The organism is Maribacter antarcticus DSM 21422 (assembly GCF_000621125.1).
Taxonomy (GTDB): Bacteria; Bacteroidota; Bacteroidia; order Flavobacteriales; family Flavobacteriaceae; genus Maribacter; species Maribacter antarcticus.
Genome location: NZ_JHZC01000007.1, coordinates 184,169 through 202,733 on the forward strand (window position 1 = coordinate 184,169; position 18,565 = coordinate 202,733).

Here is an 18,565-nt window from a genome sequence, read left to right on the forward strand (position 1 = left end):
GGTGCTTTTAAATTGTAAGGAAAAGCACCTTACAAATAAGAGTGAGAAGTGACAGACTTATCTTCTTCACCCGTATCGTTGTATTTTTTCAACTGTAACATCCAATAAATAAAAGCTGCAGAACCAATCAACATAAAAAACCAATTTATGCTATTGGAGAGTGTCCAGCTTTCCATAAATCGTAAAACATCAAACGGTGTAAATAGCACATTTACAAATAAATCGGCGATACCTTCAAATAATGACTTCATGTTATTCCTATATTTACAATACAAAAATATAAAAATCGTAGATGATTTCAAGCATTTTTGGAAAAACAAAACCTATAAATTTTATAATTTTACTAGGTTTTTTATTCCTTTTTTATTGGACGGTGCAAGTTTACCTTTTCGAGACCGATTTTTCTACCAAGCAAATGGCGGTAGAAATCCTTGTTTTGAGTATTCTTTTGTTCAGTGTTTTTATTGTTGATTTCATAGTAAACAGGAACAAGCTTACTGGGGCAAATTCGTATGCGATATTTTTTTACACGCTCTTGTTCGTAGTTTTTCCAGAAACATTATCGGATAGTAATGCCATCCTATGTAGTTTGTTTCTATTGCTTGCAACCAGAAGGGTGTTGAGCATAAAGTCTTTAAAGAATATAAGGTCAAAAGCTTTTGATGCTACGCTCTGGGTTCTTGCCGCTAGTTTGTTCTATGACTGGGCTATATTATATATGGTTCTGGTCTTTGTTACTATTTATATTTATGAACCTAAGGATATCAAGAATTGGCTGGTAATTTTGTCCGCAGGGTTTTCATTTTTTATGATAACATATGTGGTTTTGGTACTGGCTAACAGTTCTGATTTTTTAATACAACACTATAGCTTCGAGATTGACTATGCGGCTATTTATGCCCCCAAATGGGATTCCAGTATTAAAGTAAGCGCGTACATCAGCATTAATCTGATACTCGCTTTTTGGTGTTTTTTGGCATTAGGGAAAGCCGGTGCAGGTAAAATCATCACCATTAGGCTTGTGGCACTCTCCTTCGTTCTAGGGTTGCTGTTAAATTTATTGGTGCAAACGGAAAGCACCTATGCAATTATGATTACTTTTTTCCCCTCTGTTATTTTTATTTGTAATTACATAGAATCTATAAAAAGGCAAAATATTTTGGAGCTGGCACTTGTGCTAAGTGTCGTAGTGCCCTTGCTTGCATTTTTAGCCAAACTATGGGTTGGGTAATTAGAATTATATTTGTAAAAAAGTAGCCTTATGTTCAGTAAACTTACAATCGATATTTTTGGGGAGAGTATAGAAAAATATCATTTAAAAGACGATGTCTACCAATCGTTTGCCAACCCTTATGAGATGGATAGTATTGAGCATTTACTCTACCGAAAAAACTGGATAGACACAGTTCAGTGGCATTACGAAGATATTATCCGTGATCCGCAAATTGAACCGAATGCCGCATTGACGTTGAAACGTAAGATTGATGCCAGTAACCAAGATAGGACAGATTTGGTAGAATTTATAGACAGTTACTTCTTAAATAAATACCAATCGGTTGAAATCAAAAAGGATGCCACGATAAATACCGAAAGTCCCGCATGGGCCATTGATCGACTCTCTATTTTGACCTTAAAAATATATCATATGAACGAAGAGGCCATCCGTACAGATGCTTCTCCGGAACATTTAGAAAAGTGTAAAACGAAACTTGCCATATTATTGGAACAGCGTGTAGATTTGTCTAAGGCAATTGATCAGCTTTTGACCAATATAGAAGCGGGAAATAAATACATGAAAGTCTACAAGCAAATGAAGATGTATAATGATGATGAGTTAAATCCAGTATTAAGGAAGACAACGAAAGAGAAGTAGAATAACACAAGTTGCTTTATTTTTTGGCACTACTAATTCATAATAGTTTTAATTTTTTGAGTGATGGGTTCGGATTCAAGTTCAAGCACTACTTTGAAACCTTCCAATAGGAACGCGCAACATTTGCTAGTTATTCGTCTTTCGGCGATGGGTGATGTCGCCATGACCGTTCCTGTGTTGATTGCCTTGACTCAAAAATATCCTTATTTAAAAATCACTGTACTTACCAAACCTTTCTTTGAACCTATCTTTGCTCAAATACCAAATGTTACTGTTCACAAGGCTGAGGTAAAGGGAAGACATAAGGGTGTTTTAGGTCTTTGGAAACTATATAAAGAGCTTAAACCTACAGGAATTAATAGTGTTGCCGACCTCCATAACGTACTTAGAAGTTCTATTTTAAAACGATTTTTTAAGTTTCAAGGAATTCCGTTTATACAGGTAGATAAAGCAAGAAAGGAGAAGAAGGCACTGACGGCAACTGAAAACAAAATATTTGAACCTTTAAAACCAATGTATTTACGTTATGCGGATGTAGTTGCATCGCTAGGTTTTCCGGTACATTTAGAAAATAGGCATATACTTTCTAGCTTGGGGTTAACACCTAAGTTAAAGCAAGCTCTTAGCTTACAAGTCAAGCACTATATCGGTGTAGCCCCGTTTGCTGCCTTTTCTGGAAAAATGTATCCTTTGCATCTTATGAAAGAGGCCTTAGAACAATTGAATTCCTTGGGAGCATATCAAATTTTATTATTTGGTGGCGGTACCACGGAAAAGAAACAATTGGAAGTATGGGAACAGGAACTGGAACATTGTGTAAGTGTAGTAGGTAAGATTAATTTTGAAGAAGAACTAGCCCTTATTTCTAACTTGGACCTTATGGTAGCAATGGACAGTGGTAACTCCCATTTAGCTGCCATGTATGGGATTCCAACAATAACACTCTGGGGTGTAACACACCCATATACCGGATTTTATCCCTTTGGACAAGCGCAAGAAAATGCACTACTATCCGATAGAGATAAATATCCTTTGATACCTACATCGGTCTATGGTAATAGATTTCCTAAGGGTTATGACCGTGCTATGGAAACCATAGCTCCGGAACAAGTAATTCAAAAAATAAAAGGAGTATTGCGTTTCGAAGAAACTAAACCGTAACGTTTTTAGCTTCGATTAATCTGAAGTATTGTTTAAGCTGACCCATAAAACGATATTTTCTAGCACTAGGTGAAGCTCCTGCCATTAGTGTTCGTACTCCAAAGTAAGCACTCATTAGGTATGTGGCAACGGCCTCACAGTCTACATGACGGTCTAAATGGTCATTAGACTTTCCTTTTTGTAAGGCATAAACAAGATTTACTTCCCAGATAGAAAGAATATCGTTTAGATGCTTCATAATGGTTTCGTTTCGCCCGTTAAATTCTGATAAAAAATTACTGAGAAGACAACCAAAATCCATCTCGTTATTAACTGCGCTTTCTAGGACATCTTCAAAACATTTGGTAATATTCCAAATAGGGTTCTCATGGCCTTCAATAGGTTCGATTAAAGTGCTGTAGACCTTCCTAGCTAGTAAATTCTGAACAATCTGTATAAAGAAGTCTTCTTTAGAATCAAAGTGATAGTAAAATGCGCCTTTGCTCATAGAGAGCTCCTTTAAAACATCATCTACACTTGTGTTATAGTATCCTTTTGAATAGAATAACTCTAATCCTTTAGCCTGCATACGTTGCATGGTAGCCATGCGTTTTAGTGATTTTTCCATAATTCCAAGATTTGGGTTAATCCGACCATGTGGTCTATACAAAGAACCCTCAGATTGTATTTAGGAACAGGATATTTGGATATGCGGATACAAATAATCGGCCAAAGTGCAAAATATCGATGTACTACCCATTATTTGAAAATAGTTACCGACCGAGTCGTCGGTTTAAGTGACTTATTTTTTGGTTTAAAGGGATTCAAAATTTAGTGATTGCCATAACTAAAGACGCTTTCTAATCTTTTTGATATTCATTATCTATCAAAAACTTAACGTTTGTGACCTTTAAGCAACCGTTCCCTGACAACTACTCCCCGCACCGGCGGTACACCCATAGCAATGTTGAGAGACGATGATATTCCTATCGTTAAGTAGACCTTCGTTATAATCTTTAATGTGCTTTATCTTACTTGCTACTTTCAAATCTAGCATTTGATTAAAATCACAATCGTAAAGCCATCCGTCCCAACTTATGGAAATAGTATTGGTGCACATTACGTTTGCTACTGCAGAGGGGTTATACGCATCTACTAAAGCATACATGTAGTCATCATAGTTTTCCGAAGCTATTAAATAATCCAAGAAACGAGCTATGGGTAAATTGGTAATGGCAAATAAATTATGGAATTGAATATCAAAATCTTCTTTCAAAGCTTTTTTAAAGTCTTTCTCCATAGCTGCTTGGTCACTCGGTAAATATGCTCCTGATGGATTGTAGACCAAATCCAACCGTAAAGAGCTACCTGGCACCCCATATCCTCTTTCGTTTAGTTCCTGTAGTGCTTTTATGGATTTATCAAACACACCTTCTCCTCGTTGTTTGTCCGTTTTACCACGTGTCCAGTGTGGCATAGAAGAGATGACATGCACATTATGTTTTTTAAAGAAATCTGGTAAATGATAGTATTTCTTATTTGCCCTAATAATCGTAAGGTTGGAGCGAACGATAAAGTCTTTAATACCTGCTTCAGCCGCCTGTTCTACAAACCATTCAAAATCAGGATTCATTTCTGGCGCCCCACCAGTCAAATCTAACGTGTGAGCCCCCGTATTTTTAATGACTTCTAGACATTGCGCCATGGTATCTCGGGTCATAATTTCTTTACGGTCCGGACCTGCATCTACGTGGCAATGAGCACATACTTGATTGCACATATATCCTAAATTAAGCTGAAGAATCTCCAGTTTTTTAGGTCTTAGTGGAAAATGACCTATTTCTGAGATTTTATCTTTGAAAAAGGGAAGTTCACCATCGGCAAATAGACCTCCGTTTAAAATATCGAGCTGTTTATTGCTTTGAGCAAGCTCGTTTCCTTTCGCTTTTAATGATTTAGTAGCCATTTTTTTTGTGTTGAGTACAAAGTAGTGTGTATTTAGAATTCACTATACGGACGCTGTTTATAATCTTATTTCTAAAAGCACAGCGGTCTCATATTTTAGAGCGCAGCGTTCTGTCGATTACATCGACAGCTTATCATATTTATTCATCATTTGCACCCCATGCACCAATGTCGCTCCACTTTCAATGGCAGCACCTACATGCACAGCCTCCATCATTTCTTCTTTGGTAATTCCTTTTTGCAAACCATCTTTGGTGTAGGCATCAATACAATAAGGACATTTCACCACATGGGAAACAGCTAGGGCAATTAAGGATTTCTCCCTTGCACTTAGTGCACCTTCTTCGAAAACCTTACCATAATAGTCAAAAAACTTAGTTCCGAGCTCTTCGCTCCATTCAGTGATCTTGCCAAATTTTCTAAGGTCTTTAGGATCGTAATACGAGTCTGCCATTTTTTTGTTTGTTTTAGGTGCTATTGTTTCTTGTTTTGATGTATCTAAACTAATAGGAATTCCCTGCCCCATTTTTTCCAATTCGGGAAGGATTTCCATGTTGTCCCAATTACCGGAAGTTAATGTATCTGCATACGCTTCAGGTAGGTGGTTTTTAAACATTAGTTGTTGCGCTGTGGTGTGGTCATACTCAAAAGACCGATGAGTATAATTTAATTCACCTTGCTGTATTTCCAGTATCATATACCAGACTCTTGTGGTACCGTCATTTGCGGGCATGCCAATAACTCCAGGGTTTAACCACAGCTGTTCTTTTATGGACTGATGAAAAGGGAGTCCGCAATGTCCAGCAATAATAACATCACTTTTGGTTTCTGTAAAGCACTTTTCTTTACTGCTATTGGCGTTGGATTTAAAAACAAATTCTGATGTGTTTCTATAATTCCCGTGAACTACCGTAATTTTTTTATCGCCATAATCAAAACTAATATATTCAGGAACCTCAGAAATCCATTGCAAGGATTCTTTTGATAAATGGCCTTTTGTATAGGGAAACCACAGTTTGGAAAAACTATCGCAACGGCCACCTGCTTTAAAATCACAACCGCAATCTTCACTATCGTTGGCTAATTGTAACTCTACATTACCTGCTATACTCAACGCACCCCATTCACGGAATAATTCAATGGTTTCCTCAGGTTGTGCACAGTATCCAGTAATGTCTCCTGTACAAATACAATTTTCTGGAGTAATGCCTTCGGTGTCAGCAATACCTATTAACTGCTCCAAAGCCTGCAGATTACTATATACCCCTCCAAAGAGTAATAGCTTTCCGTTTTTGGTACCAATATGTGTTATCTCTTTATCCATTTGGGTATAAAATAGAGTGTGATACAACTTAAAATTCCCCAGAAATTAATCCAAAGTAAATCCGCATATTTTCCTGTGGTAAAAATTAATCTTTGTGGAAACCAACTGAAAATCAGTAAAAATCCGAATAAAATTCCACAAAAAACACTTAGGTGAAAACTTATCTTAGGTGCTTTGTCTTTCCAAAATAGAAAAATGGGTGTTAAGCCGATAACCATAGTGCCGCTTATGGTAGTTGCTGATAGTATTTCCGCATTCAAAAAAACAGGGATGGTGCCTAGCGCTGCAATTAAAGCCATAGACCAACGTCCGAATTTAAGTGAATTCCCAAATTTTAAATCGATTGCCAATAGCTTGGAAAAAGAGGAAAATGTGGAGTCTAAGGTAGATGCAGCCGAGGTTATCATAATAAAATTAATACCTAATAAAATAACGATTCCGAAAGCCTTACCGACTTCAACAGCTGCTTGTCCTTGCATTCCCTGCGATTGTGCATATACCCCAACAAAACTGAAAAGTATAATACATAAAGCACCAAGAATACTTGCCCACAGGAAGCTTTTTAGCGTAATTTTTGGACTGCTTAGAAAACCTCTGTCTGTTAGAACTGGATCATGGAACGGATAACTAAACGATTGTAAAACAGCCGCAAAAAGTAAGTTTAAGCCCATATCAAAGGACCAAATCCCTGATATAATAACGGTTTTAGAGGAAAAGTTGGTGTCAGCACTAAAAATGGCTCCTAAAATTACGAGTAGAAGAATAGCGAAAAGCCCCATTTGTATGACATCAGTAAAAATAGAACTGCTCATACCGCCTTTAAGTACATAGGCCAAGGTCAAAGCTGTAAAAACAAGTATGGACCAATAATAAGGACTCGTTCCCATATCTCCAAAATAAGTGCCGATAACCATTGTATTGCTCCAAACCTCATTAAATAGTCGGATAGCGATGAGAATAGAAAAAACGGCCACCGCTCCTTTGCCAAACTTAGACCTAAGAAAATGGTGAATGCTTGTGTATTTGCCGTGTAACCGCATCTTATAAATAACCACACCGGCAACAGCAAATGACACATAATATCCTGCATACGCAACGCCGCCAACAATACCATAGTCTAATCCTAGATTTGTAGCATTAGTAATGCTCTTGGCAAAGATCCAAGAAATGATAAGACTACCCATTAGTATAAATGTACTAGGTTCTTTTTTCTTTTGAACCGCCTTAAAAAACTGATTGGTATTTTTTGCCCATGGGGAAAGCAGAAACAGCACCATACTAGATGCAATTACTAACCCCCATTGCCATAAATTAACCTCAATCATATGTATAACTTTAATCCTCGCTTTTCGAGTCCCACCAAACAGGTGTATTTACACTATTTCCATTTGTTTTAATCGCTGCAGCTCGATAATTAGCAGCATTTAAAGCCTCTTCTTCTGCGGGATACGGCATACGAACGGGTAACAAATTATCGTTTAAACTCGCTGAGATGATTTTCAATTGTGGAAAGCCGGTTCTTCTGAACTCTATCCAACCTTCGTACCCGTTTATCATATTGGAAATCCATTTTTGTGTAATGATATTTTCTAATGCATCCCCATTAGTGTATGCTCCTGTTCCCGTTAAGTAATCCGTTGGGAGATCTACTTTCCAGTAGTTAAAAGCTTGCGCAACTCCAACATTGTAGAGGGCTTGGGCATCGGCGGTGATTAGCCCTTTCTGTGCTGCTTCAGCAAGTAGAAAGTGTGTTTCCATGCTCGTCATGAAGTTCGCATCTAGTACGCCTGTATTTTCACGAAAGATGGTGCCCACTAAAGAGTAATTAGCAAGAATAGCGGCATTTTGAGTGGCATCTATTCCGTTTAACAAGCCATTGAATTCACCTGAATCGCTATTACCGAAAGGTCTGAACAGCTTTGAAATTCTAGTATCGTTCAAGTCGGTTAGTATTTCTTCCATGGTTTCAGAAAGAACAAAGTTGTTAAAATCTCCAATACGCAAACGGGCCAATCTAAAATTATTGGGTTCTCCATCTGTAAAGTCAAAAATGGCGTTTTCAGAATTTTCATCAATAAAATCACCCTCTGCAACTATAGCTTGTAATTGGGAAGCAACATCTATTTTATCTGAAATTCTAATCAGATGCTTAATCCGAAGCGAATTTGCAAAACGAATCCAGCCATTTAGATCGCCTTCAAAAAGAATATCGCCGGCTAAGGCAATACTACCATTATATGCTTCAATTGCTGTAATACCTTTTTCCAAGTTATCCAGAATACCTCCTTCATCCACATATATGGATTCTTGTGCTTCATAAACAGGGGTTACGGTCCCGTTATTTCCTTTAAAAGCTTCCGAATAGGGCACATCTCCAAATAAATCTGTTACCCCTGCACTCATATATGCCTTAAGAATAAGAGCAGGACCTTCATAAACTGCAAAGGTTTCATTTTCTTGGGATAGGTTTAAAATGATTTCATTATCCCTTAGGTTTTTGTAGAAAATAGGCCAAGGATTGCCACCTAATTGGGGCGACTTTAAGTTATGTCTATCAAAAAGGTTAAAATCCAGCGCTGTGGTGTACTGTCCTAATAAATTCCCAGCGGTAAATCCTTCATAGGACATCTGTTCCCCGTAATCATAGATAACCTGGCGTAAGAGCAGACTTGGTTGTATAGTTACAGGTGAATTGGGGTTGGTATTTATTTCTTCAAAATCTTGGGTACAGGCAGAAAATAAGGTCAAAAAAATAGAAATTTTAACCAATAAGAACGCCTCCTGCAGTCCCTTCTTCTTAGCAGGGAGGGTAGAATGCACTCGTTTCTCCTCTAAAAACAGGACGGAACAATGATGATTTTGGGCCAGGTGAAGCGTTGGCAAGAATTTGTAAATTTCAAGTAAAAATGTAATTAGTAGACTATATAATTTTTTCATCTCTTTCCTTCTTAAAAATTAAATCCTGCTTTAAAACCAAAACTACGCGTGGTTGCATAGGACATGTCTTCTACACCACTAACAAAACCTTGCCCTTGAACGGCTAATTGCTCAGGGTCAAAATATGGATTCTCCGTAATGGCGAACAAGTTTCTTCCTATTAAGGACAAACTCAGGCTGGCATCTTGCTTGAATAAGCTGAGCTTGTCAAAGGTGTAACCGATAGAAAACTGCCTTAGTTTAAGGAAAGACGCGTCATACGTATTGTTCTCCTCATGGTTTCGGTCATAAAATTGTCGGTAATAGCTTTCGGCTGATACAGAGACAGTATTTGGTGTGAATACTGGGTTTTCCGTTGTTCCAGTATTTACCACACCTTGTGGGACTATACCTACCTCAGGTCTAAACGAGGTTTCGGCCAGTTGTCCGCCAACATTTCCTAAAGCTCTTGTACGGGAAACAATTATTCCACCTTGCCGCCAATCCAATAGAAAACCAAGGTTCCAGTTTTTATAGGCAAACTGGTTATTGAACCCTAACATAAAATCTGGATTGTAGTTGCCTAATTTTTGGAGCTTGTTATCTGGAATGTATCCACCTTCATCGGTTAGAATAAAATCACCTATATCATTTTTTAAGTACCCTGTTCCGTAAAGGTCTCCAACACGGCCACCTTCTTCAACTTGTAAAAATACCGTTTGGTTTTGACTGTCGTATATTCTAGAATAGGCTAATGTGAGTCGACCTTCATCTTGGGGTAAATCCTCTACAATAGCTCTGCTCGTGCTAAAGTTTAAGGTGCTATTCCATTTAAAATTGTCTGAAATAATAGGAGAGATACCTGCTATGATTTCCAAGCCTTTCGCTCGTACCTTTCCGCCATTTACAACTTGTTGTGTAAAGCCAGATGAGATGCCTATTGGAAGTGAAATAATCTGATCTTCCGTAACAGCATTGTAGAAGGAGATATCAAAACGTAATTGATCACTGAAAAATCGTAAATCAGCACCTACTTCAAAAGAAGAAGTAGTTTCTGGTCTTAGATTAGGGTTCGCAATCGTGTTTTGATTACTAAATGTAGGTTGACCATTAAATGGCGTTTGTGCGACAAAGGCACCTGTAGTTTGATATGGATTGGTATCGTTTCCTACTTGTGCCCAACTTGCTCTAAGTTGTGCAAAGGAAAATGCTTTAGGTAATTTAACGACTTCAGATAGAATAAAACTACTGGAAAAAGAAGGATAGAAAAATGAGGTGTTACCTACCGAAAATGGTGTTGCCAAAGCACTTGACCAGTCGTTCCTTCCCGTAATATCTAAGAATAGAAAATTTTTGTACCCAAACTTCGCTAAACCATAAAAACTATTGATGCGCTTATTGGATTCAAACTCGAACACTTCAATAGGCGATGCGCCATTTGAGAGGCGGAAAATACCGGGTTGCGCTAAGCTTGTAGTCTGTGATTGTGAGGTAAAGGCTTTCTGGTCCAATCTATTTCCACCTATAGAAACATCAACCTTAAAGTCATTGAATTGATTGGTATAGTTTAAAAGAAAGTCGGTGTTTATTTCTCTAAAGAACACATCGTGCTCCGCATAACCACCATTCTGAAAACGATTGGAACTAAACGCACGGCGCAGTTGGCGCAATTCGCTTGAGTAATCCATTCCAGAACGTATGGTTGCCGTTAAATAATCGGTAATATCATAACGGGCAGATATATTTCCAAAAACACGGTCCCTGTTAAAGGAATTACGGTTTTCATTCAGTATAAAGAAGGGGTTATCAAAAAAAGTATAGTTATAAGAATACTGTTGCACGCCTTCTAGACCTGGTTGCCAATAGTCCCTAAGGCTATCTATATTTAGGGAACGTGGCCCCCATGCTACCAAGGAATAATTTACGTTCTCCGAACCATACCCGTTGGATGGGCGGTTATCACTTTGTGAATTCACATAACTGATAGAAGAATTGATGCTTAGCTTATCTGTAGGCATAAAACCTAATCTGGCACTTACTGTCTGTCGGTCTAGATTCACTCCAGGAATAATAGATTCACTTCTTAAATCTGTAAACGAGAGTCGGTAATTTCCTTTTTCAAATCCGTTTGAAATAGCAATATTGTTTATGAGTGTTGTTCCAGTAGTATAAAAATCCTTCAAATTATCAGGATTGGAACGGAACTCCGTGGGTGTAATAGGCAGACCACTATAAAGTGCTGTATCACCACCACGAACTACGGTGCCATCTGTTAAAGTAACCGGACTATCAAATTGAGGAATTAACTTCCCTGCATTTAAACGCGGTCCCCAGCTGTAGGTTATATTGTCACTAGTTCCGCCTCCAAGCCCGTCTACAAACTCGAACACTCCAGATTGTCCTTGTCCGTATTCATTTTGAAAGTCTGGAAGGCGAAATGCAGAATCGACGAAAAAACTAGTGTTATAACTTATACCAAGGCCTTGCGTATTCTTTCCGCTCTTGGTTTCTATAACGATAACACCATTAGAAGCTCGAGTACCATAAAGCGCTGCTGCACTGGGGCCTTTTAATACGGACACTGCCGCGATATCATCAGGATTTACCTCCATGGCCCCGTTTCCAAAATCAATTGCTTGAAAACCAGCTGCAGCCTCATTGGTAAAGTTGAAGATGGAATTATTGTTTATAGGAACACCGTCTACTATGAATAGAGGATTATTGTTAGAAAAAGAAGCTTCTCCACGGATGGTAATCTTAGACGAAGAACCCACTCCTGTTGCCCCTTGGTTGATGGTTACACCTGCTAATTTTCCAGTAAGGTTATCGAGAAAATTAACTGCTTTCACCTCAGTTACTCCCTTAGCATCTAGACTTTGCACGGCATAGCCTAATTCTTTGGTTACCCTTTTTAGACCTAATGCCGTTAATACGACTCCATCTAATTGCTTGAAGGATTCCAATAAGGTCACATCTATAATTCCTATATTATTCATAGGAACGTTTTGTGTTTCATAGCCGAGCACGGAAAATTTTAGCACCCCTAACGAATTAGGGACGGTTAGGCTATACGTACCTTCCTCGTTTGATATAGTTCCCTTATTCGTGCCTGTTAATTGTACGTTTACATATGGGATTGGCATGCCAGACGTATTTGTTATGGTACCCGAAATAGTTTCTTGTGCATTGGTAATGGTTACCATGAAGAAAGTCATGGCTAACAATAAATACTTCATGTATTGGTATAGAATGAGTTAGTACTTTAGATGGATTTGCCCATCGTTTCAATAAAACTAAGAATGAAGTAGTACAGGGGAACCTTTGTTAAAAGGTTGCTGAAGAAAAGTTGCTGAGAATAGAGAAAGCACACTAGTTTGAAGCGCTTTATCTAGCTTTAAAAGTAGTGTCAACAAGTATAGTACAGTTGATGAAATGGAATTCTTAAAATAAGCAAGACGCTTTACATCCTTGATTGTATCTATGTCACTTAGAACAGGTAATTGATAAAGAAGGCTATCGGTTTGGTCTAAAAGCGAAGAAATTTTATTAAATATACTAGATTGTTGCCAGGGTAATCTCTTAAAAGTTTCTTTATCAAAGTTAGATTTATGAATACCCATTAAGTAAAATCCACCATCCAAGGACGGGCCTAAAACGGTTTTTCCAGCCTTTAGAGCGGCTGCGGTTTTTAGCAGGTGTGTGGTTTTTAGTTGAGGTGTATCGTTGCCAATGGTAATGACACACTCAAAACCCTCTTCAAAAACCGTTTGGATCGCGTTTGTAAAACGCTCCCCAAAGGAGCTTCCCTTTTGTTCTTTTTCTGAAATATGAAAATAAGGTAACCCTGTTCTGTTTGCCTTCTGAAGTGTTTCTTGTGTAAGTGTTTGAAACAAAACTTCCCCGTTTGGAATAGCCTTATGTGACAACTCTTCCGCAGCGGAATTGGAAAAGACCAGGATAGCAGTTTTGTGCAAAGAATTCAATGGGCTTCTTTTTCTATTATACGTGGACTTACGATAAAAAGGATATGGTGGTTTGGTCGTAGCGGTACTAAATTCATTACAAATCGTGAAATAGTTTTTTTCTTAAAACTAACGAATCAGTTTGTTTAACAATCTATATTTCTTCTAAATTTAAAAACAAACATCGTTATAGTAGAAGGAATTGAAGGCAAATTTCAGAATAAGCCCTAGAATTAGGCGTTTATATGTCAAAACGGACCGAGTAGTTTAAAATCTAAGCCATAAAACAAACTCGAACACGCTTCTTTCGCCTTAAACGTTCTACTTTTACAGTTCAATTTACGCTATGCAACCACATTCATTACAATCTAAGTCACTTGGCCTTGTACTTTCAGGAGGGGGTGTTCGTGGTATGGCTCACATAGGGGTTATCAAGGCTATGGAAGAGTTTGGATTAGATGCTAAACTTGTTGCAGGAAGTAGTGTGGGTGCTTTGATTGGTGCGCTATATGCCAACGGCAGTTCGGTTTTGGATATGATGCGCTTTTTTAAGGAAACCCCTTTATTCAAGTACAATTACTTTGCCGTAGCAAGACCCGGACTGATAAATACGGAGCGCTACATAGACACATTTAAAGAATATTTTCCTGAGGATAGTTTTGAAAGCTTACAAAAGAAACTTTTGGTGGTTGCCACGAACCTAGAACTGGGGCAGGAGGAGTTTATTTCGAGTGGCGAATTAATAAAACCTCTGTTAGCGTCTGCAGCTTTACCACCCGTTTTTAGCCCCGTAAGTTACAACGGTATGCTTTATGCCGACGGGGGTATTATGAACAACTTTCCGTCGGAAGCCGTAATGGGTAAGGTCGATTTTGTGATTGGCAGTAATGTGTCCATCGTGTCGAAGCTCCGAAGGAAGGATTTGAATAACTCAATCCAATTAGCCGGACGGGTTACGAGCTTAATGATTTACGCCATCAATAGGAAAAAAATTGACACTTGCGATTTGGTCTTTGAACCAAAAGAACTGGAACATATTGGTGTTTTAGACCGTAAAGGCTTGGAAAAAGCGTACGCACTAGGATATGAGACCGCGGTAAGGGGATTTGAAACACTGTGTACTGTGCACTAATACCTTCCTACTAATTCTTTTATTTACACATCGTCAAAATCCACCGTTAAAGTAGCAGTGGTGGGATGCGCTTGGCAGGTTAGTATAAAACCATCTGCTATTTCGCCATCGGTTAGTATTTGATTTTTAACCATTTCTGCTTTTCCCTCTTTAACTTTGGCAATGCAACTACTGCATACACCGCCTTGGCAAGAGTAGGGTGCATCAATGTTTTCCTTAAGAACGGCATCTAACACCAACATCTTTTTATCCATGGTGATTTCAAACTCCTCGTCATCCACAATGACCTTTACCTTCGTTTGTCCTTCAGCTACAATGGGCATTTCCTCCTTTATTTCCGTAGAGGTAAACAGTTCAAAATGAATTTTCTCTTTTGGCACATCGTTTTCAACCAGCGTATCTGTAACCAAGTGAATCATTTGTTCGGGGCCACAAAGATAGTAGCCATCAAAACGGACATCCTTATGTTTGTTTTTCAAAGCATAGTTGACAGTAGACACATCTATACGGCCAAACAATGCGTTATCTTCTTTGGTTTGGCTGTTCGTGAAATAAGCAAAAAACCTATTGTTATAATCTAGTTGTAGTTTTACCAAATCTGTGTAAAACATAGTTTCCTCATAGGATTTATTGCCGTAAACTAAAACGAAAGTGTTTTTGGTATTGCTATCCAATACTGTCTTTGCTATACTCATAATAGGCGTAATTCCACTACCGGCTGCAAAAGCAGCAATATGTTGTACTTCGGCTGATTTAAAGATAAAACGACCCTCAGGAGGCATTACGTCTAATACATCACCAACATTTAGTTTTGTGTTTGCATAGTCCGAAAACCCGCCACGGTCTACTTTTTTAATCCCAATGGTAATATCTTGTTTGCTAGGAGCGGAGCTAATGGAATACGCACGACGTATTTCGGTACCCTTTATTTCCTTTTTAACGGTAATATATTGTCCGGCAGAGAATGCAAAGGTCTGTGCAAGTTCCTTAGTAATAGCTAAGGTTACTGCAACAGAACTTGGAGTTAATTTTTTAATGGAGCTTACCGTAAGGGCATGAAAATCGGCCATAATTTCTTTTCTTTTAAATAGATTGCAAAATTAAGCATTGATAAAGCGATAAAAAATTTCAGGATTAAAAAAAATCACTTTTTTGTAACAAAAACCATTTTTTTATTACCAATCATTAGAACGTTAAAACCAACCGACTATGTTCAAACTATTTACAGGACTTCAATGGAAATCTTTTTTCCGCTCTTCTACGTTTGGTAAGAGCCTTGGGATTAAAATCCTTATGGGTTTTTTCGGAGTGATGATGCTTTTTTATCTAGCTGCAGCCGGTGGTGGTATGTATTTTATCCTTAAAAAGATTTTCCCCAATCAAAGTCCTATGTGGACTATCAGCCAATATTTTATTTATTGGATACTCATAGAGTTGCTTTTGCGATATTTTATGCAAAAACTCCCTGTAATGGATATAAAACCTTTTCTTACTACGCCCGTAAAGAAAAGTGCTATTGCCCATTATATATTGGGTCGTTCTGGAGTATCTATCTATAATTTATTGGCACTCTTTTTCTTTGTGCCCTTTGCAATTGTGTTGTTGTTTCATGGATATCCGGCACTGAATGTACTCTTATGGATCGTGGCCGTTTTCGCCATTGTCCTTTGTGTTAACTATATTAATCTCTTGATTAACAAGAATGATAAGGCTTTGATTACAATCGGCAGCCTCATTGTCATAGGATATGCACTGGATTACTTTCAGGTATTTGATGTAAAGGTATTCTTTGCCCCTATGTTTCACGCCCTATACGCATATCCTTTGGCCGCTCTGGTGCCTGTTGGCTTTGCAGCACTTATTTATTATATCAATTACAAATACCTAAGAACAAAAATTTATTTAGATGCTACTTTAAAGCCCAAAACTGTCAAAGCGAATACAAGCGATATGGCATGGGCCAAGAAATTTGGGGAAATGGGGCCGTTTTTACAGCTAGACCTTAAAATGATATGGCGTAACAAACGCACCAAGAGCCAAGTCTTTATTTCACTGTTGTTCGTGTTCTACGGATTGATATTTTATACCCAAGATATCTATTCTGATATGATACCCATGAAAGTGTTTTTAGGGGTGTTTATGACGGGTATTTTTCTGAGTAATTTCGGTCAGTTTATTCCAGCTTGGGACAGTAGTTATTATTCTATGATGATGTCTCAGAATATTCCGCTTCGTAAGTATTTGGAGTCAAAAGCGACCTTGATATCTGTAAGCGTGGTGGTCATGTTCTTGCTTACCATCCCTTATCTTTACTTTGGATGGGAGGCCTTGGCCATTAATTTTGCATGTGCACTATATAACTTAGGAGTAAACATACCAGTCATTTTATTTTTTGGCTCCTTCAATAAAAAACGAATCGAATTAGATCAGAGTCCGTTCGGGAATATGCAAGGGACGAGTGCTACTCAGTTTTTAATTATGCTTCCGGTATTGATAGCCCCTATTGTATTATTTTCTATTTTTTATTATGCGATTTCCTTCGAGGCTGCCATTATCGTTTTATCTGTGTTAGGGGTCATAGGCTTTGCTTTGAAGAATTACTTATTAAACCTGGTAACCGAACAGTACAGAAAAAAGAAGTATGGTATGATTGCAGGATTTAAAGAGAAGGCGAGTTAATTTTTGAAGAGACAAGAAACAAGAGTTAAATTACAGCAACTAATACTAGATTTATTTTACAGCCATGATAATAACTGAAAAATTAACCAAGAAGTACGGAAAGCAAACAGTCCTTAGTATAGAACATTTAGAAATACCCAAAGGGCAAAGTTTTGGCTTGGTGGGTAATAACGGAGCAGGTAAAACAACATTTTTCAGCCTTTTGTTGGATTTAATCCAGCCAAGTTCTGGTCATATTACGTCTAATGGAGTACAAGTGAATACCAGTGAAGAATGGAAACCTTTTACTTCTTCATTTATTGATGAGAGTTTCTTAATTGGCTACTTGACGCCAGAAGAATACTTTTATTTTATCGGTGATTTAAGAGGAGCTAATAAAGCTGATGTGAATGCGCTATTGGCTCAGTTTCAAGACTTTTTCCATGGCGAAATTTTGGGGCAGAAAAAATATTTACGTGACCTCTCCAAAGGAAATCAGAAAAAAGCAGGTATAGTAGCATCGTTCATTGGAAACCCGGAAGTCGTTATTTTGGATGAGCCATTTGCTAATTTGGACCCCACCACACAGATTCGGCTAAAAGGAATCATTAAGGATTTAGCGGCCAAAGACAATGTAACCGTTTTGGTTTCCAGTCACGATTTAATTCATGTGACCGAAGTCTGCGAACGTATTGTGGTCTTGAACAAAGGTGAAGTAGTAAAGGATATTCAAACATCAACCGAAACCTTAAAGGAGTTGGAGGCGTTTTTTGCGGGCTAGCAATCTCTTTGTGAAAATAATAAACAGAAAAAGAAGGCTTTGTATAACATAGAAAATGCAGACTATGCGCAAGCAAGATGATTATGAGCAAACAATTTTGGATAAATGAAACAAAAAGATTTAGAAGAATTGACAGATGAGGAATTACTTAAGGGAAAAAAGAAAATACAATCAAATAAGGTAGTCAATGCATCTCTTATCGGTTTCTGTATTGGTGTTGTGGTGTATAGTGCTGTGAAAAATGGATTTGAATTTTTTACGTTTCTCCCGTTGGGTTTTGTCTATCTGTTATCAAAGAACGGAAAAAACATCAAGGCATTAGACCAAGAATTAAAGTCTCGAAACTTATTATAGTAAAAGACGAATTACCTTCAAATTTATACGAGTTAGTTTGTATCGTTATTGCGCTCGCGCATGCAAGCCATCATTCCTAAATAGAGAAATAGAGTTGAATAGGGTCTCATATACCCGCAATGCATGCTGTTAATATGATTTTACTCAGCGTTTCTAGGAATACACAGCCCTATTTACAAACGGTCAAGAACGGATTGTCATTTTGAACTTTGACCATAGCTGACAGATTAGAGCTAGATTTAGTGTTGTAGTTTATCGCTTTAATTTAAACCCTCCTATGGTAGGCAGTTTTCACCCTTGAGTTTAAACTCAACTGCCAATCACTCCGTCTGTTTTTAAAGTTTATGTTTCAGCCGAGTCAGGAACAAACATGGACAGCCATCGAAAAAGTATCGGTCACTTGCTGTTTTAGTTGATTTTATCGACTAGAAAAGAACCCAAAAAGACCGCTCGGTCGATA

16 protein-coding genes and 1 pseudogene are annotated in these 18,565 nt (G+C 37.9%); 7 read left to right on the forward strand and 10 right to left on the reverse strand.

Annotated features, from left to right (window positions below):
• Positions 1–29 precede the first annotated feature (29 nt).
• The gene (locus Q360_RS0107670; protein WP_027076566.1) at positions 30–251 is read right to left on the reverse strand and encodes a DUF6341 family protein; all 222 of its coding nucleotides are present in this window, start codon (positions 249–251) and stop codon (positions 30–32) included.
• Positions 252–292: 41 nt separating this feature from the next.
• Here Q360_RS0107670 and Q360_RS0107675 point away from each other — a divergent pair, with 41 nt between their 5' ends.
• The 3 genes from Q360_RS0107675 to Q360_RS0107685 all read left to right on the forward strand — a co-directional run bounded on the left by Q360_RS0107675 (position 293) and on the right by Q360_RS0107685 (position 3,034).
• The gene (locus Q360_RS0107675; protein ID WP_027076567.1) at positions 293–1,231 is read left to right on the forward strand and encodes a DUF6427 family protein; all 939 of its coding nucleotides are present in this window, start codon (positions 293–295) and stop codon (positions 1,229–1,231) included.
• A gap of 30 nt (positions 1,232–1,261) precedes the next feature.
• Positions 1,262–1,873 carry a DUF4254 domain-containing protein gene (locus tag Q360_RS0107680; protein WP_027076568.1) on the forward strand — a complete coding sequence of 204 codons (612 nt, stop codon included), beginning with the start codon at positions 1,262–1,264 and terminating at the stop codon, positions 1,871–1,873.
• Positions 1,874–1,936: 63 nt separating this feature from the next.
• A complete protein-coding gene (locus Q360_RS0107685) occupies positions 1,937–3,034 on the forward strand; it encodes a glycosyltransferase family 9 protein (RefSeq protein ID WP_051554628.1) in 1,098 nt (365 codons plus the stop codon).
• On the opposite strand, the gene Q360_RS0107690 is transcribed toward Q360_RS0107685, so the two are convergent.
• The 8 genes and pseudogenes from Q360_RS0107690 to Q360_RS0107720 form a co-directional block, all read right to left on the reverse strand.
• Positions 3,024–3,641 (reverse strand): TetR/AcrR family transcriptional regulator, encoded by a 618-nt coding sequence (locus Q360_RS0107690; RefSeq protein WP_027076570.1) that lies wholly within the window; start codon positions 3,639–3,641, stop codon positions 3,024–3,026. The two genes, Q360_RS0107685 and Q360_RS0107690, sit on opposite strands and share 11 nt — an antisense overlap.
• Before the next feature lie 282 nt (positions 3,642–3,923).
• A complete protein-coding gene (gene arsS, locus Q360_RS0107695) occupies positions 3,924–4,979 on the reverse strand; it encodes an arsenosugar biosynthesis radical SAM (seleno)protein ArsS (RefSeq protein WP_027076571.1) in 1,056 nt (351 codons plus the stop codon).
• A gap of 117 nt (positions 4,980–5,096) precedes the next feature.
• Positions 5,097–5,432 (reverse strand): arsenosugar biosynthesis-associated peroxidase-like protein, encoded by a 336-nt coding sequence (locus Q360_RS25160; RefSeq protein WP_047417834.1) that lies wholly within the window; start codon positions 5,430–5,432, stop codon positions 5,097–5,099.
• 234 nt (positions 5,433–5,666) lie between these two features.
• Positions 5,667–6,302 (reverse strand): annotated as a pseudogene (locus Q360_RS22740) (metallophosphoesterase family protein); the annotation flags it as partial.
• Positions 6,287–7,624, reverse strand: a complete 1,338-nt coding sequence (locus Q360_RS0107705) for an SLC5/6 family protein (RefSeq protein ID WP_027076572.1) — start codon at positions 7,622–7,624, stop codon at positions 6,287–6,289. The gene Q360_RS0107705 and the pseudogene Q360_RS22740, both read right to left, overlap by 16 nt.
• Before the next feature lie 13 nt (positions 7,625–7,637).
• Complete coding sequence (locus Q360_RS0107710) at positions 7,638–9,239, reverse strand: SusD/RagB family nutrient-binding outer membrane lipoprotein (RefSeq protein ID WP_084273390.1); 1,602 nt, start codon at positions 9,237–9,239, stop codon at positions 7,638–7,640.
• An 11-nt stretch (positions 9,240–9,250) separates the two neighbouring features.
• A complete protein-coding gene (locus Q360_RS0107715) occupies positions 9,251–12,454 on the reverse strand; it encodes a SusC/RagA family TonB-linked outer membrane protein (protein ID WP_027076574.1) in 3,204 nt (1,067 codons plus the stop codon).
• Positions 12,455–12,511: 57 nt separating this feature from the next.
• The gene (locus Q360_RS0107720) at positions 12,512–13,201 is read right to left on the reverse strand and encodes a TIGR04282 family arsenosugar biosynthesis glycosyltransferase (RefSeq protein WP_027076575.1); all 690 of its coding nucleotides are present in this window, start codon (positions 13,199–13,201) and stop codon (positions 12,512–12,514) included.
• Positions 13,202–13,526: 325 nt separating this feature from the next.
• On the opposite strand from Q360_RS0107720, the gene Q360_RS0107725 reads away from it, so the two are divergent.
• Entirely contained in the window at positions 13,527–14,312 is a 786-nt protein-coding gene (locus Q360_RS0107725; protein ID WP_027076576.1) for a patatin-like phospholipase family protein, read from the forward strand.
• A 23-nt stretch (positions 14,313–14,335) separates the two neighbouring features.
• Here the strand turns inward: Q360_RS0107725 and Q360_RS0107730 are convergent, their stop codons facing one another.
• Positions 14,336–15,382 carry a ferredoxin--NADP reductase gene (locus Q360_RS0107730; RefSeq protein ID WP_027076577.1) on the reverse strand — a complete coding sequence of 349 codons (1,047 nt, stop codon included), beginning with the start codon at positions 15,380–15,382 and terminating at the stop codon, positions 14,336–14,338.
• 139 nt (positions 15,383–15,521) lie between these two features.
• Here Q360_RS0107730 and Q360_RS0107735 point away from each other — a divergent pair, with 139 nt between their 5' ends.
• The 3 genes from Q360_RS0107735 (at position 15,522) to Q360_RS0107745 (ending at position 18,105) form a co-directional block, all read left to right on the forward strand.
• Positions 15,522–16,991 carry a DUF5687 family protein gene (locus Q360_RS0107735; RefSeq protein WP_027076578.1) on the forward strand — a complete coding sequence of 490 codons (1,470 nt, stop codon included), beginning with the start codon at positions 15,522–15,524 and terminating at the stop codon, positions 16,989–16,991.
• Positions 16,992–17,055: 64 nt separating this feature from the next.
• Entirely contained in the window at positions 17,056–17,751 is a 696-nt protein-coding gene (locus Q360_RS0107740) for an ABC transporter ATP-binding protein (RefSeq protein WP_027076579.1), read from the forward strand.
• Positions 17,752–17,856: 105 nt separating this feature from the next.
• Complete coding sequence (locus tag Q360_RS0107745; protein WP_027076580.1) at positions 17,857–18,105, forward strand: hypothetical protein; 249 nt, start codon at positions 17,857–17,859, stop codon at positions 18,103–18,105.
• Positions 18,106–18,565: the final 460 nt, after the last annotated feature.

Excerpts from the sequence above, each read along its gene's own strand:
- Q360_RS0107670 (WP_027076566.1), bottom strand. The coding sequence starts at position 251 with ATGAAGTCATTATTTGAAGGTATCGCCGATTTATTTGTAAATGTGCTA.
- Q360_RS0107675 (WP_027076567.1), top strand. The coding sequence starts at position 293 with ATGATTTCAAGCATTTTTGGAAAAACAAAACCTATAAATTTTATAATT.
- Q360_RS0107680 (WP_027076568.1), top strand. The coding sequence starts at position 1,262 with ATGTTCAGTAAACTTACAATCGATATTTTTGGGGAGAGTATAGAAAAA.
- Q360_RS0107685 (WP_051554628.1), top strand. The coding sequence starts at position 1,937 with ATGGGTTCGGATTCAAGTTCAAGCACTACTTTGAAACCTTCCAATAGG.
- Q360_RS0107690 (WP_027076570.1), bottom strand. The coding sequence starts at position 3,641 with ATGGAAAAATCACTAAAACGCATGGCTACCATGCAACGTATGCAGGCT.
- arsS (WP_027076571.1), bottom strand. The coding sequence starts at position 4,979 with ATGGCTACTAAATCATTAAAAGCGAAAGGAAACGAGCTTGCTCAAAGC.
- Q360_RS25160 (WP_047417834.1), bottom strand. The coding sequence starts at position 5,432 with ATGGCAGACTCGTATTACGATCCTAAAGACCTTAGAAAATTTGGCAAG.
- Q360_RS0107710 (WP_084273390.1), bottom strand. The coding sequence starts at position 9,239 with ATGAAAAAATTATATAGTCTACTAATTACATTTTTACTTGAAATTTAC.
- Q360_RS0107715 (WP_027076574.1), bottom strand. The coding sequence starts at position 12,454 with ATGAAGTATTTATTGTTAGCCATGACTTTCTTCATGGTAACCATTACC.
- Q360_RS0107725 (WP_027076576.1), top strand. The coding sequence starts at position 13,527 with ATGCAACCACATTCATTACAATCTAAGTCACTTGGCCTTGTACTTTCA.
- Q360_RS0107730 (WP_027076577.1), bottom strand. The coding sequence starts at position 15,382 with ATGGCCGATTTTCATGCCCTTACGGTAAGCTCCATTAAAAAATTAACT.
- Q360_RS0107735 (WP_027076578.1), top strand. The coding sequence starts at position 15,522 with ATGTTCAAACTATTTACAGGACTTCAATGGAAATCTTTTTTCCGCTCT.
- Q360_RS0107740 (WP_027076579.1), top strand. The coding sequence starts at position 17,056 with ATGATAATAACTGAAAAATTAACCAAGAAGTACGGAAAGCAAACAGTC.
- Q360_RS0107745 (WP_027076580.1), top strand. The coding sequence starts at position 17,857 with ATGAAACAAAAAGATTTAGAAGAATTGACAGATGAGGAATTACTTAAG.